21 protein-coding genes are annotated in these 21,709 nt (G+C 66.1%); 7 read left to right on the forward strand and 14 right to left on the reverse strand.

Annotation, left to right across the window (positions count from 1 at the left end):
* The first annotated feature begins 54 nt into the window (after positions 1-54).
* On the forward strand, positions 55-876 hold the full coding sequence (locus tag ACIQ67_RS01465; protein ID WP_397532568.1) for a DODA-type extradiol aromatic ring-opening family dioxygenase: 822 nt from the start codon (positions 55-57) through the stop codon (positions 874-876).
* A 3-nt stretch (positions 877-879) separates the two neighbouring features.
* On the opposite strand, the gene ACIQ67_RS01470 is transcribed toward ACIQ67_RS01465, so the two are convergent.
* From ACIQ67_RS01470 to orn, 6 genes are all read right to left on the reverse strand, one after another.
* The gene (locus ACIQ67_RS01470; protein ID WP_397532569.1) at positions 880-1,398 is read right to left on the reverse strand and encodes a GNAT family N-acetyltransferase; all 519 of its coding nucleotides are present in this window, start codon (positions 1,396-1,398) and stop codon (positions 880-882) included.
* A gap of 15 nt (positions 1,399-1,413) precedes the next feature.
* On the reverse strand, positions 1,414-2,040 hold the full coding sequence (locus tag ACIQ67_RS01475) for a DUF1294 domain-containing protein (protein ID WP_397532570.1): 627 nt from the start codon (positions 2,038-2,040) through the stop codon (positions 1,414-1,416).
* A gap of 189 nt (positions 2,041-2,229) precedes the next feature.
* On the reverse strand, positions 2,230-3,951 hold the full coding sequence (locus ACIQ67_RS01480) for a DEAD/DEAH box helicase (RefSeq protein WP_397532571.1): 1,722 nt from the start codon (positions 3,949-3,951) through the stop codon (positions 2,230-2,232).
* A gap of 475 nt (positions 3,952-4,426) precedes the next feature.
* On the reverse strand, positions 4,427-6,877 hold the full coding sequence (locus tag ACIQ67_RS01485; RefSeq protein WP_397532572.1) for a helicase-related protein: 2,451 nt from the start codon (positions 6,875-6,877) through the stop codon (positions 4,427-4,429).
* 36 nt (positions 6,878-6,913) lie between these two features.
* Complete coding sequence (locus ACIQ67_RS01490; protein ID WP_397532573.1) at positions 6,914-8,746, reverse strand: chorismate-binding protein; 1,833 nt, start codon at positions 8,744-8,746, stop codon at positions 6,914-6,916.
* 10 nt (positions 8,747-8,756) lie between these two features.
* On the reverse strand, positions 8,757-9,320 hold the full coding sequence (gene orn, locus ACIQ67_RS01495) for an oligoribonuclease (RefSeq protein ID WP_397532574.1): 564 nt from the start codon (positions 9,318-9,320) through the stop codon (positions 8,757-8,759).
* 67 nt (positions 9,321-9,387) lie between these two features.
* On the opposite strand from orn, the gene ACIQ67_RS01500 reads away from it, so the two are divergent.
* From ACIQ67_RS01500 to rsgA, 3 genes are read left to right on the forward strand one after another with little or no spacing between them, the layout of a single operon-like run.
* A complete protein-coding gene (locus ACIQ67_RS01500; protein WP_397532575.1) occupies positions 9,388-10,680 on the forward strand; it encodes a M48 family metallopeptidase in 1,293 nt (430 codons plus the stop codon).
* Between the two features lie 25 nt (positions 10,681-10,705).
* Complete coding sequence (locus ACIQ67_RS01505) at positions 10,706-11,041, forward strand: 4a-hydroxytetrahydrobiopterin dehydratase (protein ID WP_397532576.1); 336 nt, start codon at positions 10,706-10,708, stop codon at positions 11,039-11,041.
* Positions 10,996-11,949 carry a ribosome small subunit-dependent GTPase A gene (rsgA, locus tag ACIQ67_RS01510; RefSeq protein ID WP_397532618.1) on the forward strand — a complete coding sequence of 318 codons (954 nt, stop codon included), beginning with the start codon at positions 10,996-10,998 and terminating at the stop codon, positions 11,947-11,949. The genes ACIQ67_RS01505 and rsgA overlap by 46 nt, the downstream gene beginning before the upstream one ends.
* 23 nt (positions 11,950-11,972) lie before the next feature.
* Here the strand turns inward: rsgA and ACIQ67_RS01515 are convergent, their stop codons facing one another.
* The 4 genes from ACIQ67_RS01515 to ACIQ67_RS01530 form a co-directional block, all read right to left on the reverse strand.
* On the reverse strand, positions 11,973-12,260 hold the full coding sequence (locus ACIQ67_RS01515; protein WP_397532577.1) for a hypothetical protein: 288 nt from the start codon (positions 12,258-12,260) through the stop codon (positions 11,973-11,975).
* A gap of 27 nt (positions 12,261-12,287) precedes the next feature.
* Positions 12,288-13,043, reverse strand: a complete 756-nt coding sequence (locus ACIQ67_RS01520) for an SDR family oxidoreductase (protein WP_397532578.1) — start codon at positions 13,041-13,043, stop codon at positions 12,288-12,290.
* Between the two features lie 42 nt (positions 13,044-13,085).
* A complete protein-coding gene (locus tag ACIQ67_RS01525; RefSeq protein ID WP_397532579.1) occupies positions 13,086-13,397 on the reverse strand; it encodes a hypothetical protein in 312 nt (103 codons plus the stop codon).
* Between the two features lie 167 nt (positions 13,398-13,564).
* Positions 13,565-14,605 (reverse strand): 6-phosphofructokinase, encoded by a 1,041-nt coding sequence (locus tag ACIQ67_RS01530; RefSeq protein WP_397532580.1) that lies wholly within the window; start codon positions 14,603-14,605, stop codon positions 13,565-13,567.
* A 164-nt stretch (positions 14,606-14,769) separates the two neighbouring features.
* On the opposite strand from ACIQ67_RS01530, the gene ACIQ67_RS01535 reads away from it, so the two are divergent.
* Entirely contained in the window at positions 14,770-15,195 is a 426-nt protein-coding gene (locus ACIQ67_RS01535) for a response regulator (RefSeq protein WP_397532581.1), read from the forward strand.
* An 8-nt stretch (positions 15,196-15,203) separates the two neighbouring features.
* On the opposite strand, the gene selD is transcribed toward ACIQ67_RS01535, so the two are convergent.
* The 4 genes from selD to ACIQ67_RS01555 form a co-directional block, all read right to left on the reverse strand.
* On the reverse strand, positions 15,204-16,280 hold the full coding sequence (selD, locus tag ACIQ67_RS01540) for a selenide, water dikinase SelD (protein WP_397532582.1): 1,077 nt from the start codon (positions 16,278-16,280) through the stop codon (positions 15,204-15,206).
* A complete protein-coding gene (gene senB, locus ACIQ67_RS01545) occupies positions 16,277-17,248 on the reverse strand; it encodes a selenoneine biosynthesis selenosugar synthase SenB (protein WP_397532583.1) in 972 nt (323 codons plus the stop codon). The genes selD and senB overlap by 4 nt, the downstream gene beginning before the upstream one ends.
* A gap of 15 nt (positions 17,249-17,263) precedes the next feature.
* Positions 17,264-19,309 carry a M3 family metallopeptidase gene (locus ACIQ67_RS01550; protein WP_397532584.1) on the reverse strand — a complete coding sequence of 682 codons (2,046 nt, stop codon included), beginning with the start codon at positions 19,307-19,309 and terminating at the stop codon, positions 17,264-17,266.
* 135 nt (positions 19,310-19,444) lie between these two features.
* Positions 19,445-20,098 carry a hypothetical protein gene (locus ACIQ67_RS01555; RefSeq protein ID WP_397532585.1) on the reverse strand — a complete coding sequence of 218 codons (654 nt, stop codon included), beginning with the start codon at positions 20,096-20,098 and terminating at the stop codon, positions 19,445-19,447.
* Positions 20,099-20,266: 168 nt separating this feature from the next.
* Here ACIQ67_RS01555 and ACIQ67_RS01560 point away from each other — a divergent pair, with 168 nt between their 5' ends.
* The gene (locus ACIQ67_RS01560; RefSeq protein ID WP_397532586.1) at positions 20,267-20,830 is read left to right on the forward strand and encodes a YaeQ family protein; all 564 of its coding nucleotides are present in this window, start codon (positions 20,267-20,269) and stop codon (positions 20,828-20,830) included.
* Entirely contained in the window at positions 20,830-21,681 is an 852-nt protein-coding gene (locus tag ACIQ67_RS01565; RefSeq protein WP_397532587.1) for a dienelactone hydrolase family protein, read from the forward strand. Before ACIQ67_RS01560 ends, ACIQ67_RS01565 begins: the two co-directional genes overlap by 1 nt.
* Positions 21,682-21,709: the final 28 nt, after the last annotated feature.

Below are 21,709 nucleotides of genomic sequence, written 5' to 3' on the forward strand. Positions count from 1 at the left end.
TGATCCAGCCAAGAGGCAGACACTGGGCTGACACTGGTTCAGCAAGGCTTGCTCATGTCACAGCGTCGACTGCCCACCTACTTTCTCTCGCACGGCGGCGGGCCCTGGCCCTATATGGACGGCGTATTCCGCGAGAACTTCCGCCAGCTAGAGGCATCGCTGCAAGCCATCCCAGGGGAACTCGCACAGCGGCCACGCGCGGTTCTGATGATTTCGGGACACTGGGAAGCGGCCGAGTTCCGCGTGATGTCATCGGCTCAGCCCCCGATGGTGTACGACTACGGCGGCTTCCCTGCGCACACCTACCAGATCCGTTACGCAGCGCCCGGCGAACCGGCTCTTGCCGAGCAGGTGCAGCAGCTGGTCGCGGCTGCCGGGCTGCCGGTCGTGACGGACCACGCGCGAGGCTTCGACCACGGGGCTTTCACTACCCTGCAGCCGATGTATCCGCAGGCGGACATGCCCATGCTGCAGCTCTCCATGCTGCAAAACTACGACCCGGCGACCCACCTCGCGCTCGGGCGGGCGCTCGCGCCCTTGCGTGACGACGGCGTGCTGATCATCGGCAGCGGGCTGAGCTATCACGATCTGCGCAACTTCGGCCCGGGTGCGAAACAGGCCTCGGCCCGCTTCGACGCTTGGTTGCAGCAGACGCTGGTGCAAAGCAAATCAGCCCAGCGCAGCCAGGCCCTGACGGATTGGCAGCATGCGCCAGCAGCCCGGCTGTCGCATCCGCGCGAAGACCATCTGATCCCCTTGCTGGTTGCTGTAGGCGCCGCCGAGGAGGAGCCCGGCAGCTGTATCTACCACCAGTCCGACTTCATGGGCGGCGTGACCGCGTCCAGCTTTCGATTCGGTGCCTCCGCCCAGGGCTGAGGCTCAAGCCAAGGCCCGCTGCATGAAACAGGCATTCGGGCCGAAGCTCGCCAGCTTGAGCGCAAGGGCCTGAGGCAGCTGGCTCAGCGGCGAAAAGCCCTTGCGCATCCAGAACGGTGCCGACCCCTGTACCGCAACAAGGCCGAGCTGGCGCAGGCCGAGCGCGGCCGCGCGTTGCTCGACCCGTTCGATCAGCTTGCTGGCCAGCCCCAGGGAACGACCGGCCGGCGCCACGGCCACATCATGCAGATACAACAGCTGCGGCTGCGCCGGCACCTCGGCCGAGCCGGCATCGAGCGCCGGTAGGCTGTCCGTGCTCGCTGGCAGGCTGATCAGATAGGCCAGCGGCTGCCCACCCTCAGACGACGCCAACCAGCAGGTGCCATGGTCTTTTGCGGCCTGAAGCTTGGCTTCAAAAGCATGGGCGCTTTCAAGAAATCGGGCTTCGTAACACTGCGCTTGCAGGGCCAGCACTGCCGGCACGTCGGCCACCTGCAGGGGCCTCAGATCAATCTCAGACATCAGGAAAATCAGAACTCAGGAGGGAAGAAGGAATCTAAGCAGCAGTGTGCCGAGCGGCGTAAAGATCAGCACGAAGCCTAGCACATTGCTGGCAGCGCTGAACCAGAACAGGCGCTGGAATCGTGGCTTGCTGCTCTTGTGGCGCAGGATGGACTGGGCGAGCAAGGCGCCCGGCCAGCCACAGGCCAGCGCCAAGCCATGCAGCGTGGACTCGGCCACGCGCCAAGCGCCCTTGGCTGCGGCGCGCTTGTCGCCGTAATAGACGATGAAGGTGGCCATGCTCATCGCCACGTACACGCCCCATAGCGCATGCGGTAGCCCCCACAGCAACTGGCAGGCCAGGACCAGGGTCGCGAAGGCAGGAATAAGCCACACCCGGCTCTGCGGCGCGCTGGCTTTGCGCGGCGCAGCGACAGCGGCCTTAGGTTCCAGGCTCAGCACTTGCTGCGCGCGGGGCTTGCCCTGTCCGTCGCTTCCGGCCACATAGCTCAGACGCTCGCCGACAAAGGGGCGGCGTGCTCGCAGGCCGAAACTCTTGATGTGCACGAACAGCTTCGCGCCACCGTCATCAGGCACGATGAAACCATAGCCCTTGCTGTCGTCCCACTGGATCAGGCGACCGGAAACCCTAGCCTGAGCCATAGTCAGAAAGCGAATACAGCGCCTGTGCGGCGACAGTTGATCCAGGAAGCGTGCATGACGGGTTATGGCGCGTGCAGGTCGTGAGGTGGCCGGATTCTTGCACAGGGCGGCCCCTGCCTGGCACCCGCGAACGGCGGGCGATCGAACATGAAAAAAGGGCCGCAGCGCGGCCCTTTTGGTCTTCGTCAGTTACCGACCGAAGCCGCCGCGGCGCGGTGCGCCTTGCGGGCCCGGACGCTTGCCCGGGCCACCAGGTCCGCGAGCCGGGCGGTCACCGCCGCCGAAGCCGCGGTTGTCACCACCGTCCCGCGAAGCCTGGAAAGGCTTGCTGAAGGCAGGCTTGCCACCAAACCCGGGCTTGCCGCCGAAGGCCGGCTTGTCGCCGCGCGGTGCGAAATCGGGACGGTCACCACGCGGAGCAAAGCCGCGGTTGTCGTTGCCACGGTCGAAACCACGGTCATTGGCGCGATCGAAAGGCTTGCGATCGCTGAACTCGCGACGCGGCTCAAAACCCTCGCCACCGCGCGGCGCGAAATCACGGAAACCGCCTGGCTGGCCGAACTGGCCCTGCTCGCGACCGAAGGGCTTGCCGCCGCCATCACGGTTGAAAGGACGGCCGCCTTCGCGATTGAAAGGCTTGCCACCAAAACGCTTGTCGCCGAAGGGCTTGCCACCGCCGCCGAAGCTGCGGCGCTCTTCAAAGGCGCGCTCACCGGCCGGACGCGGCGGGAAGATGCGCGGCTCTTGCGTCTTGGGCTCAAGGCCGGCGATCTGGGCCACCGGGATCTGCTGCGTCGTGAACTGCTGGATGCGACGGATCATCGACACATCGTCACGCGTGGCCAGCGTGATCGCCAGGCCTTCGCGGCCAGCACGGCCGGTACGGCCGATGCGGTGCACATAGTCCTCGGCCTTCATCGGCAGGCCGTAGTTGATCACGTGCGTGATGGTGGGCACGTCGATGCCGCGGGCTGCCACGTCGGTGGCGACCAGCACGCGCAGCTCGCGACGGCGCAAGGCCATCAGCACGCGGTTGCGCTTGCCCTGCGGCATGCCGCCGTGCAGCGGTGCCACTTGATGACCGATCTCATGCAGGCGCTCAGCCAGCCAGTCAGCATCACGCTGCGTGGAGGTGAAGACCACGGCCTGGTCCAGATCACGTTCAGCCAGAATGGCCTCCAGCAGCTGGTCCTTGTGGTGCGGGTTGTCCGCCCAGTGCAGTCGCTGGGTGATGTTCTCGTGCGCGTCGGTGTGCGACGCGATGTCGATGCGCTGCGGGTCGCGCAGCAGATCTTGCGCCAGACGGCCGACGTGGCCGGCAAAAGTGGCGCTGTACATCACGGTCTGGCGCGTGGCCGGCGTGGCTGCGGCGACGGTGTTGATGTCGTCGATGAAGCCCATGTCCAGCATGCGGTCAGCCTCGTCCAGCACCAGCATCTCGACGTTCTCCAGCACGCACTTGCCCGAAGACAGGTGGTCCAGCAGACGGCCAGGGGTGGCGATCAGGATGTCCAGCGGTCCGCCCAGCTGACGCAGCTGGAGTGCGTAAGGCATGCCGCCCAGAACGGTGGCGACCTTCAGGCCAGGAATGTGGCGGCCGTAAGTCTGTGCGGCCTTGGAGACCTGCATCGCCAGCTCACGTGTCGGTGCCAGCACCAGCACCTTGGGGCCGTAGATCTTGCCCTTTTCGCGACGCTTGCTGTTGTCGCCGCGTGCCAGCAACACCTTTTCCAGGGCGGGCAGGATGAAGGAGGCAGTCTTGCCGGAGCCGGTGCGCGAGGAGACCATCAGGTCCTTGCCGGCAAGAGCCGGCGGAATGGCGGCTGCCTGGACTTCCGTGGCGGTCTCATAGCCCGAATCCTTGACGGCGCGCAGCAGGGCTTCATTCAGGCCCAGGGTATCGAATGACATTGCGTGTTTTCTTTCAACAAAGCCAAGCCAATGCCGGGCAGTGCCCGGGCAAAAGCCAGTCCTGCCGCGCCAAGATGGAGGTCGCGGCAAGATCAGTGAAGTCGCTGGGAGACAAGCTCGCGTCGTACACCGGGAAAGCCATGCATGAGCGATGGCAGACCTGGAATAGCAATCCAGGCGGGCAGCCGGTGCGGCGCCGGGGGAACAGTCAAAGCGACGGCATCGCCGCCGACCGAACCCGAGGGTATTCAGTGCGTCGCTGCGGTCCCGCATGCAATGACGGGGATGCCTGGCGGCCTGAATGAGGTCAGAGGAGACGTACGAACTGTTGGTTCAGACGAAGCCGAAACAACAAGACCGCGACTATACCACGCTAGGGTTTGCACTAGCAAGCCTCAGAACCAAGAATTCCTGCACCCGCCGGTCGAAGCTGGATCGCCCAGCCCGCCGGCAGTGCAGTTTGCCCCTGCTGCGCTCAGGCGTTCGTTTCAATGGCGCCCAGCACGGCTTGCAGCGCATTCATGAACTGCCCCAGCGCGGCCACCTCGACGAAGGGTTGGACGCCCGGCGCTCCGTCCAGGCTGGCCGCCGGCAGTTCTGCCTGGCCCGTCTGGGCCTTTAGCAGACCTGCATCCAGGCTGCTAGCAACCAGCAGTTGCCAGACCGGCAAGCCTTGTCGAACACCGGCGACGCGCTGCACCCGCATGGCCCGCTGTGCCGGGTTCCACGGCAGATCAGCATGGATCAGTGCCACTTCGTTCATACCAAGATCCAGCCCGGTGCAGGCGCTATCAGTAGCAAGCAGGATCTGCCCCTGCTCGCCTCGCCAGGCCGCGAGCGCTGTATCGCGCTCGGTGCGATCCTGGCGGCACAGCACGGTGTGGACGGACAGGCCCAGCGCATGCAGTTGTTCGGCCAAGGGCAGCAAGCTGGCGTCATCCTGCGCGGCCACGAGCACGCGGCTGGCGGCAGCGGGCACGATGCGCGGCAAGAGGTCCACAACTGTCTGCGCCATGGCAGCGCAGACAGACTCGGCCAGACGCGCCTGCTTCAACTGCTGCAACGATTGCATCAAGCGCAATTGATCGCCATGGCTCAGATAGGCCAGGCGCTGCCAGCGCTGGAGCAGGGTGCGTGCCTGCTCCAGCGCTCCTGATTCAAGCTTGCAGCTTGCGTCCAGCCAGACCTGCGTCTCGAGTGTCGAAGGAAGCTCAGATTCGAGATCGCGACGACGACGGCTCAGCATCACGCTTTGGAGCGCCTCGCGCTGCTGCCGCTTGGAGGGTTTGTCGACCAAGCCCTTGAGGTGCGCCATCGGCCCGCGCCTGGCGCTGTCCAGCCGATCGATCCAGGCTTCGAGCGCGGGGTCGCCCAGCAACTCGCGGTCGGAGAGCAGCAGGACATAAGGCGTTTGCGGCATAGGCGGCAGCGGCAGTGCGAACTGATCCAGCGCGTCCACGATCAACAAATCGCCAGCCGGTTCAGCGTCGATTGCATCCGGTGTGCGCAACGTCAGGCCCTCCGGCCAGGCGCCCAGCAAGTGCTGTGCCGATTGGTGCCACAAGGCGTGGCGTTCGGCGGGAGCAATGAGCACGCCCTCGCCCAGCCCGAAGCACTGCTGCCAAAGCCGCCAGGCCGCCAAAGCTGGCGCGCGCTGCGAGAGGCCCAGGTCGTCGGCCAGCAGCGCCCGGCCTGCACAAACGGCAAACAGCGCCGCCTCCCACTGGTAGGCGGGCAGAGGCTGGTTCAGCAGGCCGGCCAGCACGGCACCTTCGGGACCTTCGGCGAACACGGACTCGAGGCGTTGCACCCGCTGTTGGGCATCACTGGACCAGGCCAGCTGCTCCCAGACCTGCGCATCGACGCGCAGCTCATGCCCCGCTTGCGCGGCCAGCTTCATCAGTTGATGCAGCACCTGGCTGCTTTCGGCACTGGTGCTTTTATCCTCGTCAAGCAGAGCTTGGCTGGCAGCCACCAGCTCGCTTGAAGCGCTGAGGCCGGCACGCCAACGCAGGCGACGCTGCGCGCCATAGGCCAGCCACACCTCGCTATAAGGGGTCTGAGGCCCTTGCTGCAGCATCGCCTGAATCGGCTCACCACCCTGCTTCAAGGACTCGAACAAAAAGTCGCTGTGCACGCAGCGCGCCTCATCACTGCACGCAAAAGACGCGCAGCTGCAGTGGTAGTCGCCAGGCACTGCGCCGCGCAGATGCACTTGCAGCTGCTCCTGCGTCTGCCGGTCCTGCAGGCCGAAAACGCCGAACAGGGTTTCACCTGGATCGGCGGTCCAGATAAAGGGCTCCTCTGGCTCGATCACCGCTGGCGCTGGCCGCGGCTGTTTGGCGCGCTTGGCTGCTGGCTTTGTAGCAGGCTTTGGCACTGGTTTGGTAGCCGGCTTTGCTGCGGTCTTTGCCGAAACCTTGCTGCTCGTTCTGCCCTGCGCCTTGTCTTCAGGCTTGGCGGCGGGCGCGGCTGCGGGCTTGGACTTGAGCGCCTTAGTTGCCGGCGCGACCTTGCCCGGGTGGCCGTCCGTGCCCTCGTCAAGCTTAGTCAGCGCCGTTTCGACAGGTTTCGCAGACGTGCGCTTGCTGGTGGCGTTCTTAGCTGCCGCTGGCTTCTTGCTTGCGGCCACCTTCTTGATCGGCGCAACAACGGACTTGGGCTCTGCTGCCGGCTCTGACTTGGACGCTGCAACCGCCCGCTTGCGACTTGCGGGCTTGGCCTCAGGCGTCATTTCGGCCACTGCCGGCTTGCTGACGGCAGGCGCCGCTGCGGGCTTCTTGCTGCGCGGCTTGCTCACCGCCGCAGGTTCCGGCGCTGATGCTTTGCGCACGGTCTTCTTGGCGGGCTTGGCCTGCAACTCAGGCGCAGCAGACGTTGCAAGAGGCTCAGCCGCCTTGCGGCGGGTCTTGGGTGGCATGGCCATGGGTTCGGGGGAAAAAGGGAGGAAAGATGGGAAAGATCAGTCAGCGGGCCGCACAGGCTCGCCGCTGTGGGGATCAAGAAGCTCAGCAGCGCACCAGCCCCGCAAGCTGTTGAAGAAAGCCAGCGCGCTGGCGCGAGCCAGATCGCTTGTGAACAACTGCGCCTCGTGCAAGCGGCCTTGTGCCAGCAGCTCTTCGCGCAGGACGCCGGGCAGAAGACCGGCTTCGCGCCGCGGCGTCAGCCACTGATTGTCAATCAATAGCGCGATGTTTCCGAAGCTGCATTCGGTGAGTTCGCCGTCGGTGTTCCAGAGCAACAGATCGAAGGCCTCGGCAGGCTTGCTGCGCGTCAACGCGTCATAGCACTCGCGCCGTGTGGTTTTGTGCTGGATGAACTCGGCCGACGGGCCTAGGCTGTCGATAGGCTGCGTCGCCAGGGCCAGCTTCAGCGGTGTGGGCGTCGCGGCCAGCGGCTCGACACGCGAGTCGAGTGCGCCGCCCTGCCCCAGCGTCAGGCGCACCCGCCAGCTGCCGCTCGCATGCGCAGTGGCGAGTTGGGCCAGCAAATCCCGCAGACGCGCCTGCGAAACCTTGATGCCGAAGTGCTGGGCCGTACGCTGCAGCCGCGCGAGGTGGCCGTTGAGGCGGGGCCACTGGCCTTGCTCCAGCAGCAAAGTCTCAAGGGCAGCGATCGGCGCCTCGGCCCGCAGCAGGAAGCGCATCTTGGCGCGCCATTCGGCGATCTCGGCCGCCGGCCGTGAATCCAGGGTGATGGCGCTGCCCATGCCGCACTGCCATTGACCCTGCGCCCGCTCCACCGTGCGGATCGGCACATTGAAGGTGGCCACGCCGCCGGGTTGCAGCAAGCCGAGTGCGCCGCAATACCAGCCGCGCGGCGCAGGCTCCAGTTCGCGGATGATCTGCATCGCCCGCACTTTGGGCGCGCCGGTCACGGAGCCACAGGGAAACAGCGCGGCGAAAACATCGGCCAGGCCCAAGCCCGGGCGGCTGACCGCGGTGACGGTCGACGTCATCTGCCAGACTGTCGGTAAGGCATGCAATTCAAACAAGCGCGGCACACGCACCGTGCCCAGGCTGGCAACACGCCCGATGTCGTTCCGCAGCAGGTCCACGATCATCAGGTTCTCGGCCCGCTCTTTTTCGCTGGTGCGCAGATAGGCCTGGGCGGCCTCGTCCGCGACAGCATCGGCACCGCGCGGTGCCGTACCCTTCATCGGTTGCGCGGCCAGCAGCCAGCTGCGCTGCGAATCCGGCACCGGACGCCAGTCAAAGAACAGCTCCGGCGAGACACTGGCCACTCCCGCTTCACGCAAGAAGAGCGAAAAGCCTCCCGGCTGGGATGCATGCAGGGCCAGAAACAGGCGTGCGGCATCGGGCGCCTGATCGGCCTGCGCACGGATGCGCGTGGTCAGGTTGACCTGGTAGCAGTCGCCAGCGCGTATCCACTCGCGGATGCGCTCGATCTGGGCAGCCTCGCTGGCGTCGTCCTGGCTGTCCTGCCAACCCATCTTGCCGGTATGGCAAGCATCGGCAGCAGGCCATGCCTCGGGTTCGCAGCGGTACACCGCGAACTCGGCCAGCGCGGCGGAACCGCCCTGCGTCTGGAGCGCGGCATCCAGGGCGCCGGCCGCTTCGTAGCGCAAGCCACCCAGCACCCAGGCGCCCTCGCGCGCCGCCGCATGTGCGGCATCCAGCACCGCGACCAGCTGCTGCGGCGTGAAGGCGCGCAGCCACTGCGCCGGCGCCTCGTAAAAAGCGCCGCGCAGGCGTTCGCCATCCTCACGGGCCAGCGGGTGACGCGGAAAGTCAAAAGCCGCCCACAGCTCCTCGGGGCGGCGGCTCTCAGTCATGGCCAGGATCTCAGAGGCTCAGGAAGTGCTCGCGGTAGTAGACGAGCTCATCGATGGACTCATGGATATCGGCCAGCGCGGTGTGCGCCTGCGCCTTCTTGAAGCCCTCGTTGATGCCAGGCTTCCAGCGCCGCGCAAGCTCCTTGAGCGTGGACACATCCAGATTGCGATAGTGGAAGAAGTCTTCCAGCGCGGGCATGTAGTTGGCCAGGAAGCGGCGGTCCTGGCAGATGCTGTTGCCGCACATCGGCGACTTGCCGGCCGGCACATACTGCTTCAGGAAGGCGATGGTCTGCGCCGCAGCCTCTTCCTCGCTGACGGTCGAGGCCTTGACGCGGTCGATCAGGCCGCTCTTGCCATGCGTGCCCTTGTTCCAGGCGTCCATCTTGTCGAGCGTCTCGTCGCTCTGGTGGATCGCGAACACCGGGCCTTCGACGCGTACCGTCAGATGGGGGTCGGTGACGACCACGGCCACCTCGATGATGCGGTCGGTATTCGGGAACAGGCCCGTCATCTCGAGGTCGATCCAGATCAGGTTCTGCTCGTTCAGGGCCAGCGTGGGGGTGTCGCTCATGGGGGGAGTCCTTGGGGATGTCCTTGTTCTTGCTGGGCGGCATTGTCGCAGCCCTACACTTCGCGCCATGTCTTCGCTGTCAATTCCCGCACTCAATCCCACCGTCCTGAGTCTGGCCTTCGCGCTGGCGCTGCTCCTGTCGCTGGCGCTGAAGTTCTGGCTGTCCAGCCGCCAGGTGCGCCATGTGGCGCAGCACCGCGGCCAGGTTCCGGCCGCGTTCGCCGGCACCGTGCCACTGCAGGCGCATCAGAAGGCCGCGGATTACACCGCGGCGCGCAGCCGCTTCGGCGTGTTCAGCACCGCTTTCGGCGCCTTGCTGCTGATCGGCTGGACCTTGCTTGGCGGGCTTGATGCCCTCAACGCCTGGGTCTACGAGGCGCTCTACCCGAGCTACGGTGGCATGGTCTATCAGCTCGGCCTGCTGCTGGCCTTTGTCCTGATCGGTGCCATCCTCGACACACCATGGGAGCTCTACAACACCTTTGTGCTGGAGCAGCGTTTCGGATTCAACCGCACGACTTGGAAGCTGTATGTGATCGACGGCCTCAAGGGCGCGTTGGTGGGCGCCGTGATCGGCCTGCCGATTGCCGCGCTGATCCTGTGGCTGATGGGGGCGGCCGGCAAGCTCTGGTGGCTGTGGGCCTGGGGTGCCTGGATGGGCTTCAACCTGCTGATCCTGGTGCTCTACCCGACCGTGATCGCCCCACTGTTCAACAAGTTCGAGCCGCTGTCAGATCTTTCACTGAAGTCCCGCGTCGAAGCGCTGATGGCGCGCTGCGGCTTCGCGGCCAAGGGTCTGTTCGTGATGGACGGCAGTCGCCGGTCCGCGCATGGCAATGCCTATTTCACCGGCATCGGTGCCGCCAAGCGCGTGGTCTTCTTCGACACCTTGCTGCAGCGCCTCAACGAGAGCGAAGTCGAGGCGGTGCTGGCGCATGAGCTGGGCCACTTCAAGCACAAGCATGTACTCAAGCGCATCGTCACGCTGTTCGCGCTCAGCCTGGCCGGCTTTGCCCTGCTCGGCTGGCTTGGCAATCAGCTGGGCTTCTACCTTGGCCTGGGCGTGCGCCCCAACGGAGCCGGCCCGAACGATGCGTTGGCGCTGCTGCTGTTCATGCTGGCAGTGCCGGTGTTCTCCTTCTTCTTCACGCCGCTGTCCAGCGGACTGTCACGCAAGCATGAGTTCCAGGCCGATGCCTACGCCTGCGAGCAGGCCGACGGCCGTGCGCTGGCATCGGCCCTGCTGAAGCTGCACGAGGACAATGCGGGCACCTTGACGCCGGACCCGCTGTTCGCCCGCTTCTACTACTCGCACCCGCCGGCCACTGAGCGCCTGGCCGCCCTGCAATCGCGCGGATGAACCCGCTGAACCGATGACCCCACCCATGATGAATCTGCTGTTGGCCCGCTGCACACCCCAGAGCGAGCCCCTGCCCCTGGAACAACTCGCTGACTGGCTGGTCCAGGTGCCGGGCTGGCAAGCCGACCCGGAGCACAAGCTGATCGCCAGGCGCTTTGACTTCGACAACTTCTACCAGGTGATGGCCTTCGCCAACGCCGTAGCCGAGATCGCCCATGCGCAAGACCACCACCCGGACCTGATGCTCAGCTTCAACGCCAGCACCGTCAGCTTCAGCACGCACAGTGTGCTCGGCCTGAGCGCCAACGACTTCATCTGCGCCGCGCAGGTCAGCGCCCTGCCCGAGGCCTCGGCCGAATGACGGCCAAGCACGCGCATCTGAAGCTGGGCCTGGTGGTGCGCGGCCACGGCCGGCACTATGTGGTGGAGGACGACACCGGCCGGCGCCGCGTCTGTCATCCGCGCGGCAAGAAGAGCGATTGCGTGGTTGGCGATCAGGTGCGCTGGGCCGAGGTCAGCAGCGACGAAGGCGTGATCGAGGCGGTGGAGCCGCGGCGCAATCTGCTGTTCCGCCAGGACGAATGGAAGACCAAGAGCTTCGCCGCCAATCTGGACCAGTTGCTGGTGCTGGTGGCCGTTGAGCCTGTGTTCAGCGAATCGCAGCTGGCACGGGCCCTGATCGCGGCCGAGAGCGCCGGCATCTCGGCCAGCATTGCACTGAACAAAACCGACCTGCCGGGCGTGGACGCCCAACGCGCACGTCTGCAGCCCTACCGGGAGATGGGCCTGCATGTGATGGAGCTGGCCCTGAAGGCCGACCCCGCAGGCTCGCGCGCGCTGCTCGCGCCCTGGCTGGAAGGCAAGCGCACCTTCGTGCTCGGCCCCAGCGGCACCGGCAAGAGCACGCTGATCAATCTGCTTATTCCCGATGCGCTGGCCCAGGTCGGCGACATCTCGCAGGCGCTCAACTCAGGCCGCCACACCACGACGACGACGCAGTGGTATTGGATGGACGCGCAGCGCCGCAGCGCGCTGATCGATTCGCCCGGTTTCCAGGAGTTCGGCCTGCAGCAGATCGAGCCGGCCCAGTTGCCGCTGCTGATGCCGGACCTGCGCAAGCATGCCGGCGACTGCCGCTTCTACAACTGCAGCCATCAGCATGAGCCGGGCTGCGGCGTGCGCACTGCCGTCGATGCCGGCCTGATCAGTGCGCATCGCTACCGCATCTACGGCGAAATCCTGTCCGAGCTGTCGACGCGGCGCTGGTGAGCCGGCGCCGGCCCGGCCACGGATCACTCCAGGCGCGGAGCGCCGGGTCGGATTTCTTGCACCTCGCGCACCTCGACATCGACCACATCGGCGCTGGAAGCGCGGGCTCGCGCAAAGCCACCGCCAGCGCGGAACTGACGCGCCCGGGCAAAGCCCGACAGATCCACCGTAGGCCGGCGGCCGCGGATCAGACTCCACAGCAGCAAGCCCAGCATGCTGACCACGGCTACCGACAGAAGAAACAGCACCAGCACCAGAGTCGCGAGGGCTAAAACGACTCGAAGCACAAAAGAAAAGAATTTGGAAATCACGGCAAGCATCCTTGGCACAGTAAGGGCTCAACCACGCCCGACAAAAGGCATCTTGGTGGCCATCACCGTCATGAACTGAGTATTCGCCTCGAGCGGCAGTGAGGCCATATAGAGCAGCGCCGAGGCCACATGGGCCACATCCATTGTCGCTTCCACGGCAATCTGCCCATTGGCCTGGCGCACGCCTTGGGTCATGGGCTGGGCCATCTCAGTCAAGGCGTTGCCAATGTCCAGCTGACCGCAGGCAATGTCATGCGCGCGGCCGTCAAGCGACAGGCATTTGGTCAGGCCGGTGATCGCATGTTTGGTCGATGTGTAGGCGGCCGAGTTTGGGCGCGGCGCATGCGCCGAGATCGAGCCGTTGTTGACGATGCGCCCGCCGCGCGGGCTCTGGCTCTTCATCAGTTTGAAGGCCGCACGGGCGCACAGAAAACTGGCCGTCAGATTCACATCGACCACCGCCTGCCACTGGGCCACGCTCAATTCGTCGATCGGCACGGCCGGCGCCGAGATGCCGGCGTTGTTGAACAGCAGGTCCAGGCGGCCGAACTCGGCGCGCACGCGCTCAAAGGCGGCATCCACCTCGGCTTCCTTGCCCGCGTCGGCGGGCAGGATCAGCACGCGGCTCGGATCGGCGGCCTGGGCCGCCGTCTCCTCCAGCGCTTGCGGCCTGCGGCCAAGCAGGGCCACGTGGTAGCCGGCCTCGACCAGCGCCAGGGCGCAGGCCCTGCCGATGCCACTGCCGGCGCCAGTCACCAATGCGAATTTGCCAGTCTCAGTCATTCCAGAAAACAGTCGGTGCCGAAAACAGGCGCGATCATGACATCAGTTGCCAGTGACTGCCGAGGCCAAGGTGATCGGGCTGCGGCGCCCTTCGATGATGACGCGTGGCAACTGTGCCGGTGCCTCGCGGCCGGCAGACGTCGGGGCTTGCTCAAGCAGTTGCTGGGCACGCGCAGCGGCCTGGCTGGGCTGGCTGTAGCCCTCGACGACAACTTGCGGCAGTTGTTGGACCACGAGCGGCGCAGGGGCCTGCAGCAAGAATGCGGACAAGCCGAGCAAGACGGCACCCGTGAGCAACACGGCGAACAGCTTGTGCTTGGCGTAGCGGTCAAAGCAGGGAATGGTCGTTTGCATGTCAGCTCTCCTGGGTCTGCAGCCGGCCTGAATGGCGACTGCGATGGACACAGTGTGCTCAGTGCAAACCCGGATTCCCACCCGGCTGCGACGGACACCTGAATCAGCACGACCACCTGCCGATGGCCGCGATGAACGGTCGGCAGTGGGTCGGCGGAGTTGAGGGATTACCCTTGCTCCGCGCCAACCAGCAAGCCCTGCCGGCGCGCTGCCAGCAACAACTCATCGTCCTGCGGCACGAGGCGGCTGCAACCGGCCACGTCGGCCAGCGGCACGGCCACGCAACGCGCCTGCTGCAGTGCGACCATGTGATTGAAGCGTCGTTGCAGCACCAGCTCCGCCGCCTGCACGCCAAAGCGCGTCGCCAGTGCTCGGTCGAAAGCGGTCGGCGAGCCGCCGCGCTGCAGATGCCCCAGCAGCGTGAAGCGGGGATCGGCCTCCGGCCCCAGGCGTCGCCCGAGCGCCTGCATCAAGCGCTGGCCCACGCTGCCCGGTTCGGCCGCGTCCAGGCCGTCGACCTGCGCGCCTTCAGCAACGCAGACGATGGCATGCCCCTGCTCAGCGCGGCGTTGCTCGCACAAGGCCGCGACCCCATCGACATGGCAGCGCAGCTCGGGAAGCACGATTGCGTCGGCGCCGCCGGCCACGCCGCCCTCAAGCGCGATCCAGCCGGCATGCCGCCCCATGGTTTCCAACACCATCACGCGGCCATGGCTGCGCGCGGTGGTCTCCAAACGGCCCAGCGCATCGGCCACCACCGCTACCGCGCTGTCGAAGCCGAAACTGCGCTCGTTGTGCATCAGATCGTTGTCGATGGTCTTGGGCACGCCGACCACCGGCACGCCCAGCCGGGCGAACTTTTCGGCGATGGTCATCGTGCCGTCACCGCCCACGGCCACCAGTACATCGATCTGATGGCGCTCCAGACAGGCCATTGCGCGCGCCGAGCAATCCGCTCCAGCAGCCCCGAAGTAGGCAAAGGGGTCGGCTTTGTTGTGGCTGCCCAGCAGCGTGCCACCGACATTGATCAGGCCGCGCACCGCCGCTGGGTCAAGCGTTACTACACGGTCTTCCAGCAGACCGAGAAAGCCTTGGCGGATGCCACTGACCCGACCGGCGCCGCCCTGAGCTAGAGCCAAGGTCACACTGCGGATCACCGCATTCAGGCCGGGGCAGTCACCCCCACCGGTCAGTATTGCCACATGCATCGCTGCCCTCCCATTGAATCCAGTCATCGTGCCACGCGAGGGTGGGTGACTCAAGGCAGAAGACGCCACGCCAAGGCGCTAGACTTCGGGACTTGGGTCAGTCGCGCCAGCCCTGCGCTCCAATCACGGGCTGCTTGGCATGACATTCGAACTGGAGACGTGATTTGTCCGAGAACCACAGCATAGGCCTTAGCGACGTGGCCACGCCCGCCTCTGGCCGCCTGCTCTATATCGAGGACAACCCCGTCAATCAGTTGGTGGTGGCGGAGTTGGTGGGCATGCGCCCCGGCCTGCATCTGGAATGTGCCGCGACCGGTACCGACGGTGTGAACATGGCCCTCGCCCTGCGCCCGCAGTTGATCCTGCTGGACATGCAGCTGCCAGACTTTGACGGCTACGAAGTGCTGGCCCGGCTGAAGGCTCACCCAGCAACGGCTGGTATCACGGTGATCGCCCTTTCGGCCGACGCCTCGCCGGAAGACAGCCAGCGTGCCGTGGGTGCCGGTTTCGAGGCCTATTGGACCAAGCCTATCGATTTCGCCGCCTTCCTGGCCGGCATCGATGCCATCTTCGCTGTCGCGAAATCCTGAAAGAACGCTCAGCGCACCTTGATGCGCGGCTGCTCGCTGCGCTCGCCCATGCGCCCAACAACAGCCGCACGCGCAAAACCATGGCGGGCGAAGGTGGCCAGCACCGCATCGAGCTCGCTGGGCGCACACGCCACCAGCAGGCCGCCGCTGGTCTGGGGGTCACTCAGCAAGGCCTGGTCTTCAGCGGCGAAAGCGGCTGGCAATTCCACTTCGGCGCCGTAGGCCGACCAGTTTCGTCCTGAAGCACCGGTCACGAAGCCCTGCGAAGCCAGATCACGCACGCCATCCAGCAGCGGCACGCTCTGCCAGTCAAGCTCAAGCATGCAGCCTGCACCCCGCGCCATCTCCAGGCCATGCCCTGCCAGGCCAAAGCCGGTCACATCGGTGATCGCATGCACGCCGGGCAGCGCCGCCAGGTCCGGCCCCGGCGTGTTGAGCCGGGTCGTGTTGGCGATCATCTGGGCATAGCCACCTTCTCCAAGCTGGCCCTTCTTCAGCGCTGCACTCATCACGCCGACACCCAGCGGTTTGCCCAGAACCAGCAGATCGCCAGGCTGCGCATCGGCGTTGCGCTTGACCCGTGAAGGATGGATCAGACCCAGAGCCACGAGGCCGTAGATGGCCTCGACCGAATCGATGGTGTGGCCGCCGGCAATCGGGATGCCGGCCTCGCGGCAGATGGAAGCACCGCCCTCCAGCACCCGGCCGATGGTGGCCGTCGATAGTCGACCGATCGGCATGCCAACCAGGGCCAGCGCCATGATCGGACGCCCGCCCATTGCGTAAACATCGCTGATGGCATTGGTGGCCGCGATGCGCCCGAAGTCGAAGGGGTCATCGACGATGGGCATGAAAAAGTCAGTGGTGGCGATCAGCGCCTGCTCGTCGTTGAGCTGATAGACCGCCGCGTCGTCGGCGGTCTCGATGCCGACCAGCAGTTCCTTGGGGATGGGCAGGCTGGCCGTGCCCTTGAGGATCTGCGACAGCACGCCCGGTGCGATCTTGCAGCCGCAGCCGCCGCCGTGTGACAGCGAGGTCAGGCGAGGTTCGTCGGGCATTGCACTGGTGTTTGTCGTATCGCTCATGTCTTTGTCTTCAGCAGTTCGTCCATCAGGCCAAGCAGCGTGGCACGCTCACGCGCCGGCTCGAACAAGGGGGCACGCAGCGCGCATTGCAGCGCCAAGGCCGGCAGCATAGCGGGCTCGTCGCGCGCGCGCTGAAGCAAACGGGCCAGGCCCTGTGCATCGCCCGGCTCAAAGAAGCCGGCATAGTCCGCGCCCAGCAGGCCGACATTGCCGTCGATGCGCGAGGCCAGCACCGGCGTGCCGCTGACCACCGCCTCGATCACCGCATGCGCGCCGCCTTCCAGCCGGCTGGGATGCACTAGCACATGGGCTGCTGCGATGCGGGCCCGCGTCTGCGCATGGCTACAGGCGCCGAGCCATCGATAGCTGGGCTGCGAGACGGCCAGCGCAAGCGCGGCCTCGCCCAGCTCAGGGTCGAGGGCGGCACCGACGTGATCGAGCAGGATGTCGCGGCGCCCTGCCAGCAGCCGGGCTGCGTCGAAGCAGCACTGCGGATCTTTCACCGCACGCAGATGGCCCACCATCACCGCGCGCATATGGCGCCGGGTCTTGGGCCGCGCCGAATGCCGCGCCGTGCTGGACTGCAGGCAGACGCGCGCCTTGGCACGCAAGTCCTCGGGCAGCGCCGCTGCACCCAGCTCGTTGAGTACCACCATGAGGTCGGCCAGTTGCAGCGAACGCTGCGCCTGCGCGTCGAAGGCGATGTCCTGGTAGAGATCGGTGCCGGTCAGCACCAGCAGCAAGGGGCGCGCGGGATGCTGAGCCCGCCAGGCCAGCATCGAAGCGGCTGAGCGGCGGGCATGCAGCGCAATCATCAAGGCCTCGTCGCCGGCCTGCCAATCGGTGCACAGGTTGACCCGGTAGCGTTGCTGCAGCATGCGCGCCCAGCGCTGAGCGGTTTGCCAGTTGCCGTTCTTGGCCGCCGCCAACGCCGGTGTAACAAGAACGATGGCGGGCGGCTTGGGCACGCTTGAGCCTTGGCCTCAGGCCGGCAGCAGCCCTCGCCCGCGCAGCATCGGTTGCACCACCGCATCACGCCCGCGGAAGGCCCGGTAGGCCTCGCGCGGTTCGCGGCTGTTGCCGCTCGACAGCACATGCTTGAGCAGCTTGGACGCCACCTGCGGATCGAAGGGGCTGCCCGCCTCGACGAAGGCCTCATAGCCATCCGCATCCAGCACTTCGGCCCACATATAGACGTAGTAGCCCGCGGCATAGCCGCTGCCGCTGAACAGATGCTGGAAATGCGCGAGCCGGTGATTCATGCCGCAGGCCGCCGGCAGGCCGTAGGCCGCCATGGTCTGCGATTCGAACTCGGTGATGTCCGGGCCTTGCTCGTCCGTCAGGGCATGGGCCGCCATATCGACCAGCGCGCTGGCGGTGTAGCGCACCGTTTCATACCCCTGGTTGAACAACTCGGCCGCCTTCAGCTTGGCCAGCAGCGTGTCAGGGATCGGCTCGCCGCTCTGGTAGTGACGGGCATGCTTCTTCAGCACGGCCGGCTCGCTCATCCAATGCTCGAAGATCTGCGAGGGCAGCTCGACGAAATCACGCAGCACCTGGGTGCCGGACAGGCGCTCGTACTCCACATCCGACAGCAGGCCGTGCAGGCCATGGCCGAATTCGTGGAACAGCGTGCGGGCGTCGTCAAAGCTCAGCAGCGTCGGCTCGCCTGGCGCACCCTTGGCGAAGTTGTTGTTGTTCAGGATGATGGGCAGCGCGCCCAGGCCGTTGCGCGCCTGCCAGCGCAAGGCGTTCATCCAGGCACCGCTGCGCTTGGTCGAGCGGGCGAAGTTGTCGTGCAGGAATAGGCCGCGCAAGGCTCCGTCCGCGCCCTGGACCTCGTAGACCTTGACGTCCGGGTGGTAGCCCTGCACTTCGGGCTTGTGCTGGAAACGCAGGCCGAACAGCTGTCCGGCGCAGTCAAACAAGGCCAGCACCATCGCGTCCAGCGGGAAGTAGGGCTTGACCTCGGCTTCCTCGAGGTCGTAGCGCGCCTTGCGCACCTTCTCTGCGTAGTAGCGCCAATCCCAGGGCTCCAGCGTGAAGTTTTCGCCGCGCGAGGCCATCATGCCGACCAGCGCCTGACGCTCCGCTTCAGCGGCCGCCTTGGCCGGTTCCCAGACCTGGTCGAGCAGGCCCAGCACCGCTTCGCGGCTGCCGGCCATGGTGTCGGCCAGCGCATAGTCGGCATAGCAGGCATAGCCATGCAGACGCGCCTGCTCGTTGCGCAGCGTCAGGATCTCGCGCGCAACCTCGCGGTTGTCGGTGGCACCAGCGTTCTCGCCGCGGCCCACCCAGGCCTTGTAGGCCTGCTCGCGCAGATCACGCCGCTCGCTGAAGGTCAGGAAGGGCACGATATGCGACCGCGACAGGGTGATGCAGTAGCGCCCTTCGCCCAGATTGCGCTCGGCGGCGGCCTGGCGCGCCGCAGCGCGCACGAAGTCCGGCAGGCCTGCCAGGTCAGCCTCGCTAGCCAGCACCAGCTGGTAGCCGCTCTCGTCAGCCAGCACGTTCTGGGCGAACTGCGTATTGAGCTCGGCCAAGCGTTCGACCACCTGGGCATAGCGCTGCTGCGCCGCCCCTCGAAGCTTGGCACCGGCACGCACGAAGTCGAGGTGGATGCGTTCGAGCAGGCGCAGTTGCTCCGGCGTCAGGCCCAGCGCCTGGCGCTCACCGTACAGCGCATCCACACGCTTGAAGAGCCCGGCATGCATGTAGACCGCATTGCCATGCGCAGCCAGGGGCGCGGCCAGCGCGCGTTGTGCCTGCTGCAGTTCCGGAGACGTCGCCGAGGCTGCGAGCGTGTAGAACAGATGCTCCAGCCGGCTCAGCAGCCGGCCGCTGCGATCAAATGCCGCCAATGTGTTGGCAAAGCTTGGGGCGTCGGCTTGATTGGCGATCGCATCGAGCTCGGCCTGGTGGCTGCTCAGCGCAGCCTCGAAGGCCGGCGCGAAGTGCGCGGCGTCAATGGCAGCGAAGGGTGGCAGACCGTAGGGGGTGTTCCAGTCTTGAAGCAGGGGGTTGCTCATGAGTGCTGTCTCGGCTCCCGGTGCAGCGCGGATGGCGCCGCCGGTGGGTTGCAGTTGGGATGTGGGGGATTCTAGAAAAAAGGCCGCCGCCCTGTTGGGAGCGGCGGCCTTGCAGGCGCGGCAGGGCACGGGGCCTTACTTCAGGCCCAGCTCCTTGCGCACTGCAATCTCATCGGCTTCGTCATAAGGCTTGTTCGCGCACTGGGCTTTCCAGTCGTCGGCCTTGTCCAGGTGAGCGTCGGTGCGCACGCGCAGCGGCTCGGTGGTCTTGTTGTGCGACTCAACTTTGGCGTCGAAGGCCTTGGCATCGGCGTCGTACAGGCGCTTGCCGCTGTTGAAGGCGTCGATTCGGGCATCGAGAGCGGCAGCACGGGCCTGGTAGTCAGCCACGGCCTTGGCGGCGTCGGCCTTCTCCATCTTGGGCAGTTGCTCCTTCAAGGTCTCGTTGAGCTTGATCACCGCTTCACGGTCGGCCTTGATCTGCGCCGCATCGGTTCCGATGGTTTGCCCACGTTTGCTCAGGTCCTCCTTGCCTGCCAGCAAGTCCGCGCGCTCCTTGGCATGGGCGGCCTGCGCTTCCTTGATTGCATTTGCCTCCACGTTGTTGGCTTCGGCCAGCTGAAGGCAGCTGCGCAATTCGTCGCGGCTCATCAGCTTGGGCTTGGGCTTCTCCACCACCGGGCGGCTGACCTTGTTGTTCTTGGGGTCGACCTTGGCGTTGGGGTTGGCGGTCTGGGCCAGCGCGGGCAGCGCAGCCATTAGAACGGCGCAGAGAAAGAGGCTTTTCATGGAGCGGAACTCTGGATCAGTGCGCCTGAGCGGCGCAGTCAAAGAATGGCGGGCTCGGTGACGAGCCCGGGCGGCATCATGCCACGCTGCGCGAGATGCTGCCCTTGGGGTGGGCACCGAGCCGGCGACGATAATCGTTGGCTTCGCCCCCCGCTCCCAAGGCCTGCCATGGCGCTCAAAGCCACGATCTACAAAGCCCTGCTCAACGTCTCTGACATGGACCGCCATGTCTACGGCGAGCACAACCTGACCATTGCCCGCCACCCTTCCGAGACCGATGAGCGGATGATGATCCGCGTGTTGGCGCTGGCCATGAACCTGCCCGCCGACGATCTGCGCGGCCGGCTGGAGTTCAGCAAGGGCTTGTCGGATGTCGACGAGCCGGATCTCTGGCAGATCGACCTCAGCGGCGAAATCGTCCACTGGATCGATCTGGGCCAGCCTGACGAACGCCGCATCATGAAAGCCCATGGGCGTGCCGGCCGTGTGACGGTGATCAGCTTTGCGTCCAGCACACCGGTGTGGTGGGGCAATCTGCAAGGCAAGCTGACGCGGGCGCCACGGGTCACCGTGCTACAGATCCCGCACGAACAATCACAGGCGCTGGCCAAGCTGGCCGAGCGCAGCATGCAACTGCAGATCAGCATCCAGGATGGCGTCGCCTATGTGTCAGCCGGCGAGCGCTCGGTTGAGATCGCCCCCATCGTGCTGAAGGCTGGCGAGGGCAGCTGATGCTGCGCGGCGCCGCTCTTCTCGCCCTGTTGCTGGCCCTGGCCCCGGTTTTGCCGGTGTGCGCAGCCACAGAGGTTCAGCGCATCGAGCTGCCAGCCGGCGAGCTCAGCCTTGTCGGCCATTGGTCGCCATCTCCCCAGCCAGGACGGCGCGCGGCGGTGCTGCTGCTGCACGGCTGCGGCGGTCCTTATGACGCCAAGGGCGGTCTGTCGGCTCGCATGCGCGAGTACGGCGCGCTGCTCAATCAGCAGGGGTATCACGCGCTGGTGCTGGACTCGCTGACGCCGCGTGGAGAGACCGAGCTCTGCACCCAGCGAATCGGCACGCGGCGCATCACCCAACAGGAGCGCCGATACGACACGCTGGCAGCCCTGCGCTGGCTGGCTGGCCGCGAGGATGTCGACGCGCAGCGCCTGGTGCTGCTGGGCTGGTCGCATGGTGGCAGCGCCGTGCTGGCCTCCACCAATCTGCGCCACCCCGAGGTGCGCGACGCCAGCCCGCGGCCGCGCGCGGCAATTGCCTTCTACCCTGGCTGCAGCGAGGAAGCTCGGCGTGGCTATCGTCCGGCTGCCCCCTTGCTGCTGCTGCTCGGCGCGGCTGATGACTGGACGCCTGCAGCCCCCTGCCAGGCGCTGGCCCAGGAGGCGGAAGAGCCCAAGCCGATCTGGCACAGCTATGCCGGGGCGTATCACGGCTTCGACAGCAAGGCCCCGGTGAAGCTGCGGCGCGACGTGCCCAACGGCGTCAATCCAGGCGCCGGCGTGCATGTGGGCGGCCAGGCGCAGGCGCGCGAGCATTCGCGCCAGGCCTTGCTGGATTTCCTGGAGCAGACATTGCGCGCACAGCGCTGACAATGACCCCTTGCTACTCACCGCACGA

This window comes from Roseateles sp. (assembly GCF_044373315.1).
Lineage (GTDB): Bacteria > Pseudomonadota > Gammaproteobacteria > Burkholderiales > Burkholderiaceae_C > JACDQM01.

Excerpts from the sequence above, each read along its gene's own strand:
- ACIQ67_RS01465 (WP_397532568.1), top strand. The coding sequence starts at position 55 with ATGTCACAGCGTCGACTGCCCACCTACTTTCTCTCGCACGGCGGCGGG.
- ACIQ67_RS01470 (WP_397532569.1), bottom strand. The coding sequence starts at position 1,398 with ATGTCTGAGATTGATCTGAGGCCCCTGCAGGTGGCCGACGTGCCGGCA.
- ACIQ67_RS01475 (WP_397532570.1), bottom strand. The coding sequence starts at position 2,040 with ATGGCTCAGGCTAGGGTTTCCGGTCGCCTGATCCAGTGGGACGACAGC.
- ACIQ67_RS01480 (WP_397532571.1), bottom strand. The coding sequence starts at position 3,951 with ATGTCATTCGATACCCTGGGCCTGAATGAAGCCCTGCTGCGCGCCGTC.
- ACIQ67_RS01485 (WP_397532572.1), bottom strand. The coding sequence starts at position 6,877 with ATGGCCATGCCACCCAAGACCCGCCGCAAGGCGGCTGAGCCTCTTGCA.
- ACIQ67_RS01490 (WP_397532573.1), bottom strand. The coding sequence starts at position 8,746 with ATGACTGAGAGCCGCCGCCCCGAGGAGCTGTGGGCGGCTTTTGACTTT.
- orn (WP_397532574.1), bottom strand. The coding sequence starts at position 9,320 with ATGAGCGACACCCCCACGCTGGCCCTGAACGAGCAGAACCTGATCTGG.
- ACIQ67_RS01500 (WP_397532575.1), top strand. The coding sequence starts at position 9,388 with ATGTCTTCGCTGTCAATTCCCGCACTCAATCCCACCGTCCTGAGTCTG.
- ACIQ67_RS01505 (WP_397532576.1), top strand. The coding sequence starts at position 10,706 with ATGATGAATCTGCTGTTGGCCCGCTGCACACCCCAGAGCGAGCCCCTG.
- ACIQ67_RS01520 (WP_397532578.1), bottom strand. The coding sequence starts at position 13,043 with ATGACTGAGACTGGCAAATTCGCATTGGTGACTGGCGCCGGCAGTGGC.
- ACIQ67_RS01525 (WP_397532579.1), bottom strand. The coding sequence starts at position 13,397 with ATGCAAACGACCATTCCCTGCTTTGACCGCTACGCCAAGCACAAGCTG.
- ACIQ67_RS01530 (WP_397532580.1), bottom strand. The coding sequence starts at position 14,605 with ATGCATGTGGCAATACTGACCGGTGGGGGTGACTGCCCCGGCCTGAAT.
- selD (WP_397532582.1), bottom strand. The coding sequence starts at position 16,280 with ATGAGCGATACGACAAACACCAGTGCAATGCCCGACGAACCTCGCCTG.
- ACIQ67_RS01550 (WP_397532584.1), bottom strand. The coding sequence starts at position 19,309 with ATGAGCAACCCCCTGCTTCAAGACTGGAACACCCCCTACGGTCTGCCA.
- ACIQ67_RS01555 (WP_397532585.1), bottom strand. The coding sequence starts at position 20,098 with ATGAAAAGCCTCTTTCTCTGCGCCGTTCTAATGGCTGCGCTGCCCGCG.
- ACIQ67_RS01560 (WP_397532586.1), top strand. The coding sequence starts at position 20,267 with ATGGCGCTCAAAGCCACGATCTACAAAGCCCTGCTCAACGTCTCTGAC.
- ACIQ67_RS01565 (WP_397532587.1), top strand. The coding sequence starts at position 20,830 with ATGCTGCGCGGCGCCGCTCTTCTCGCCCTGTTGCTGGCCCTGGCCCCG.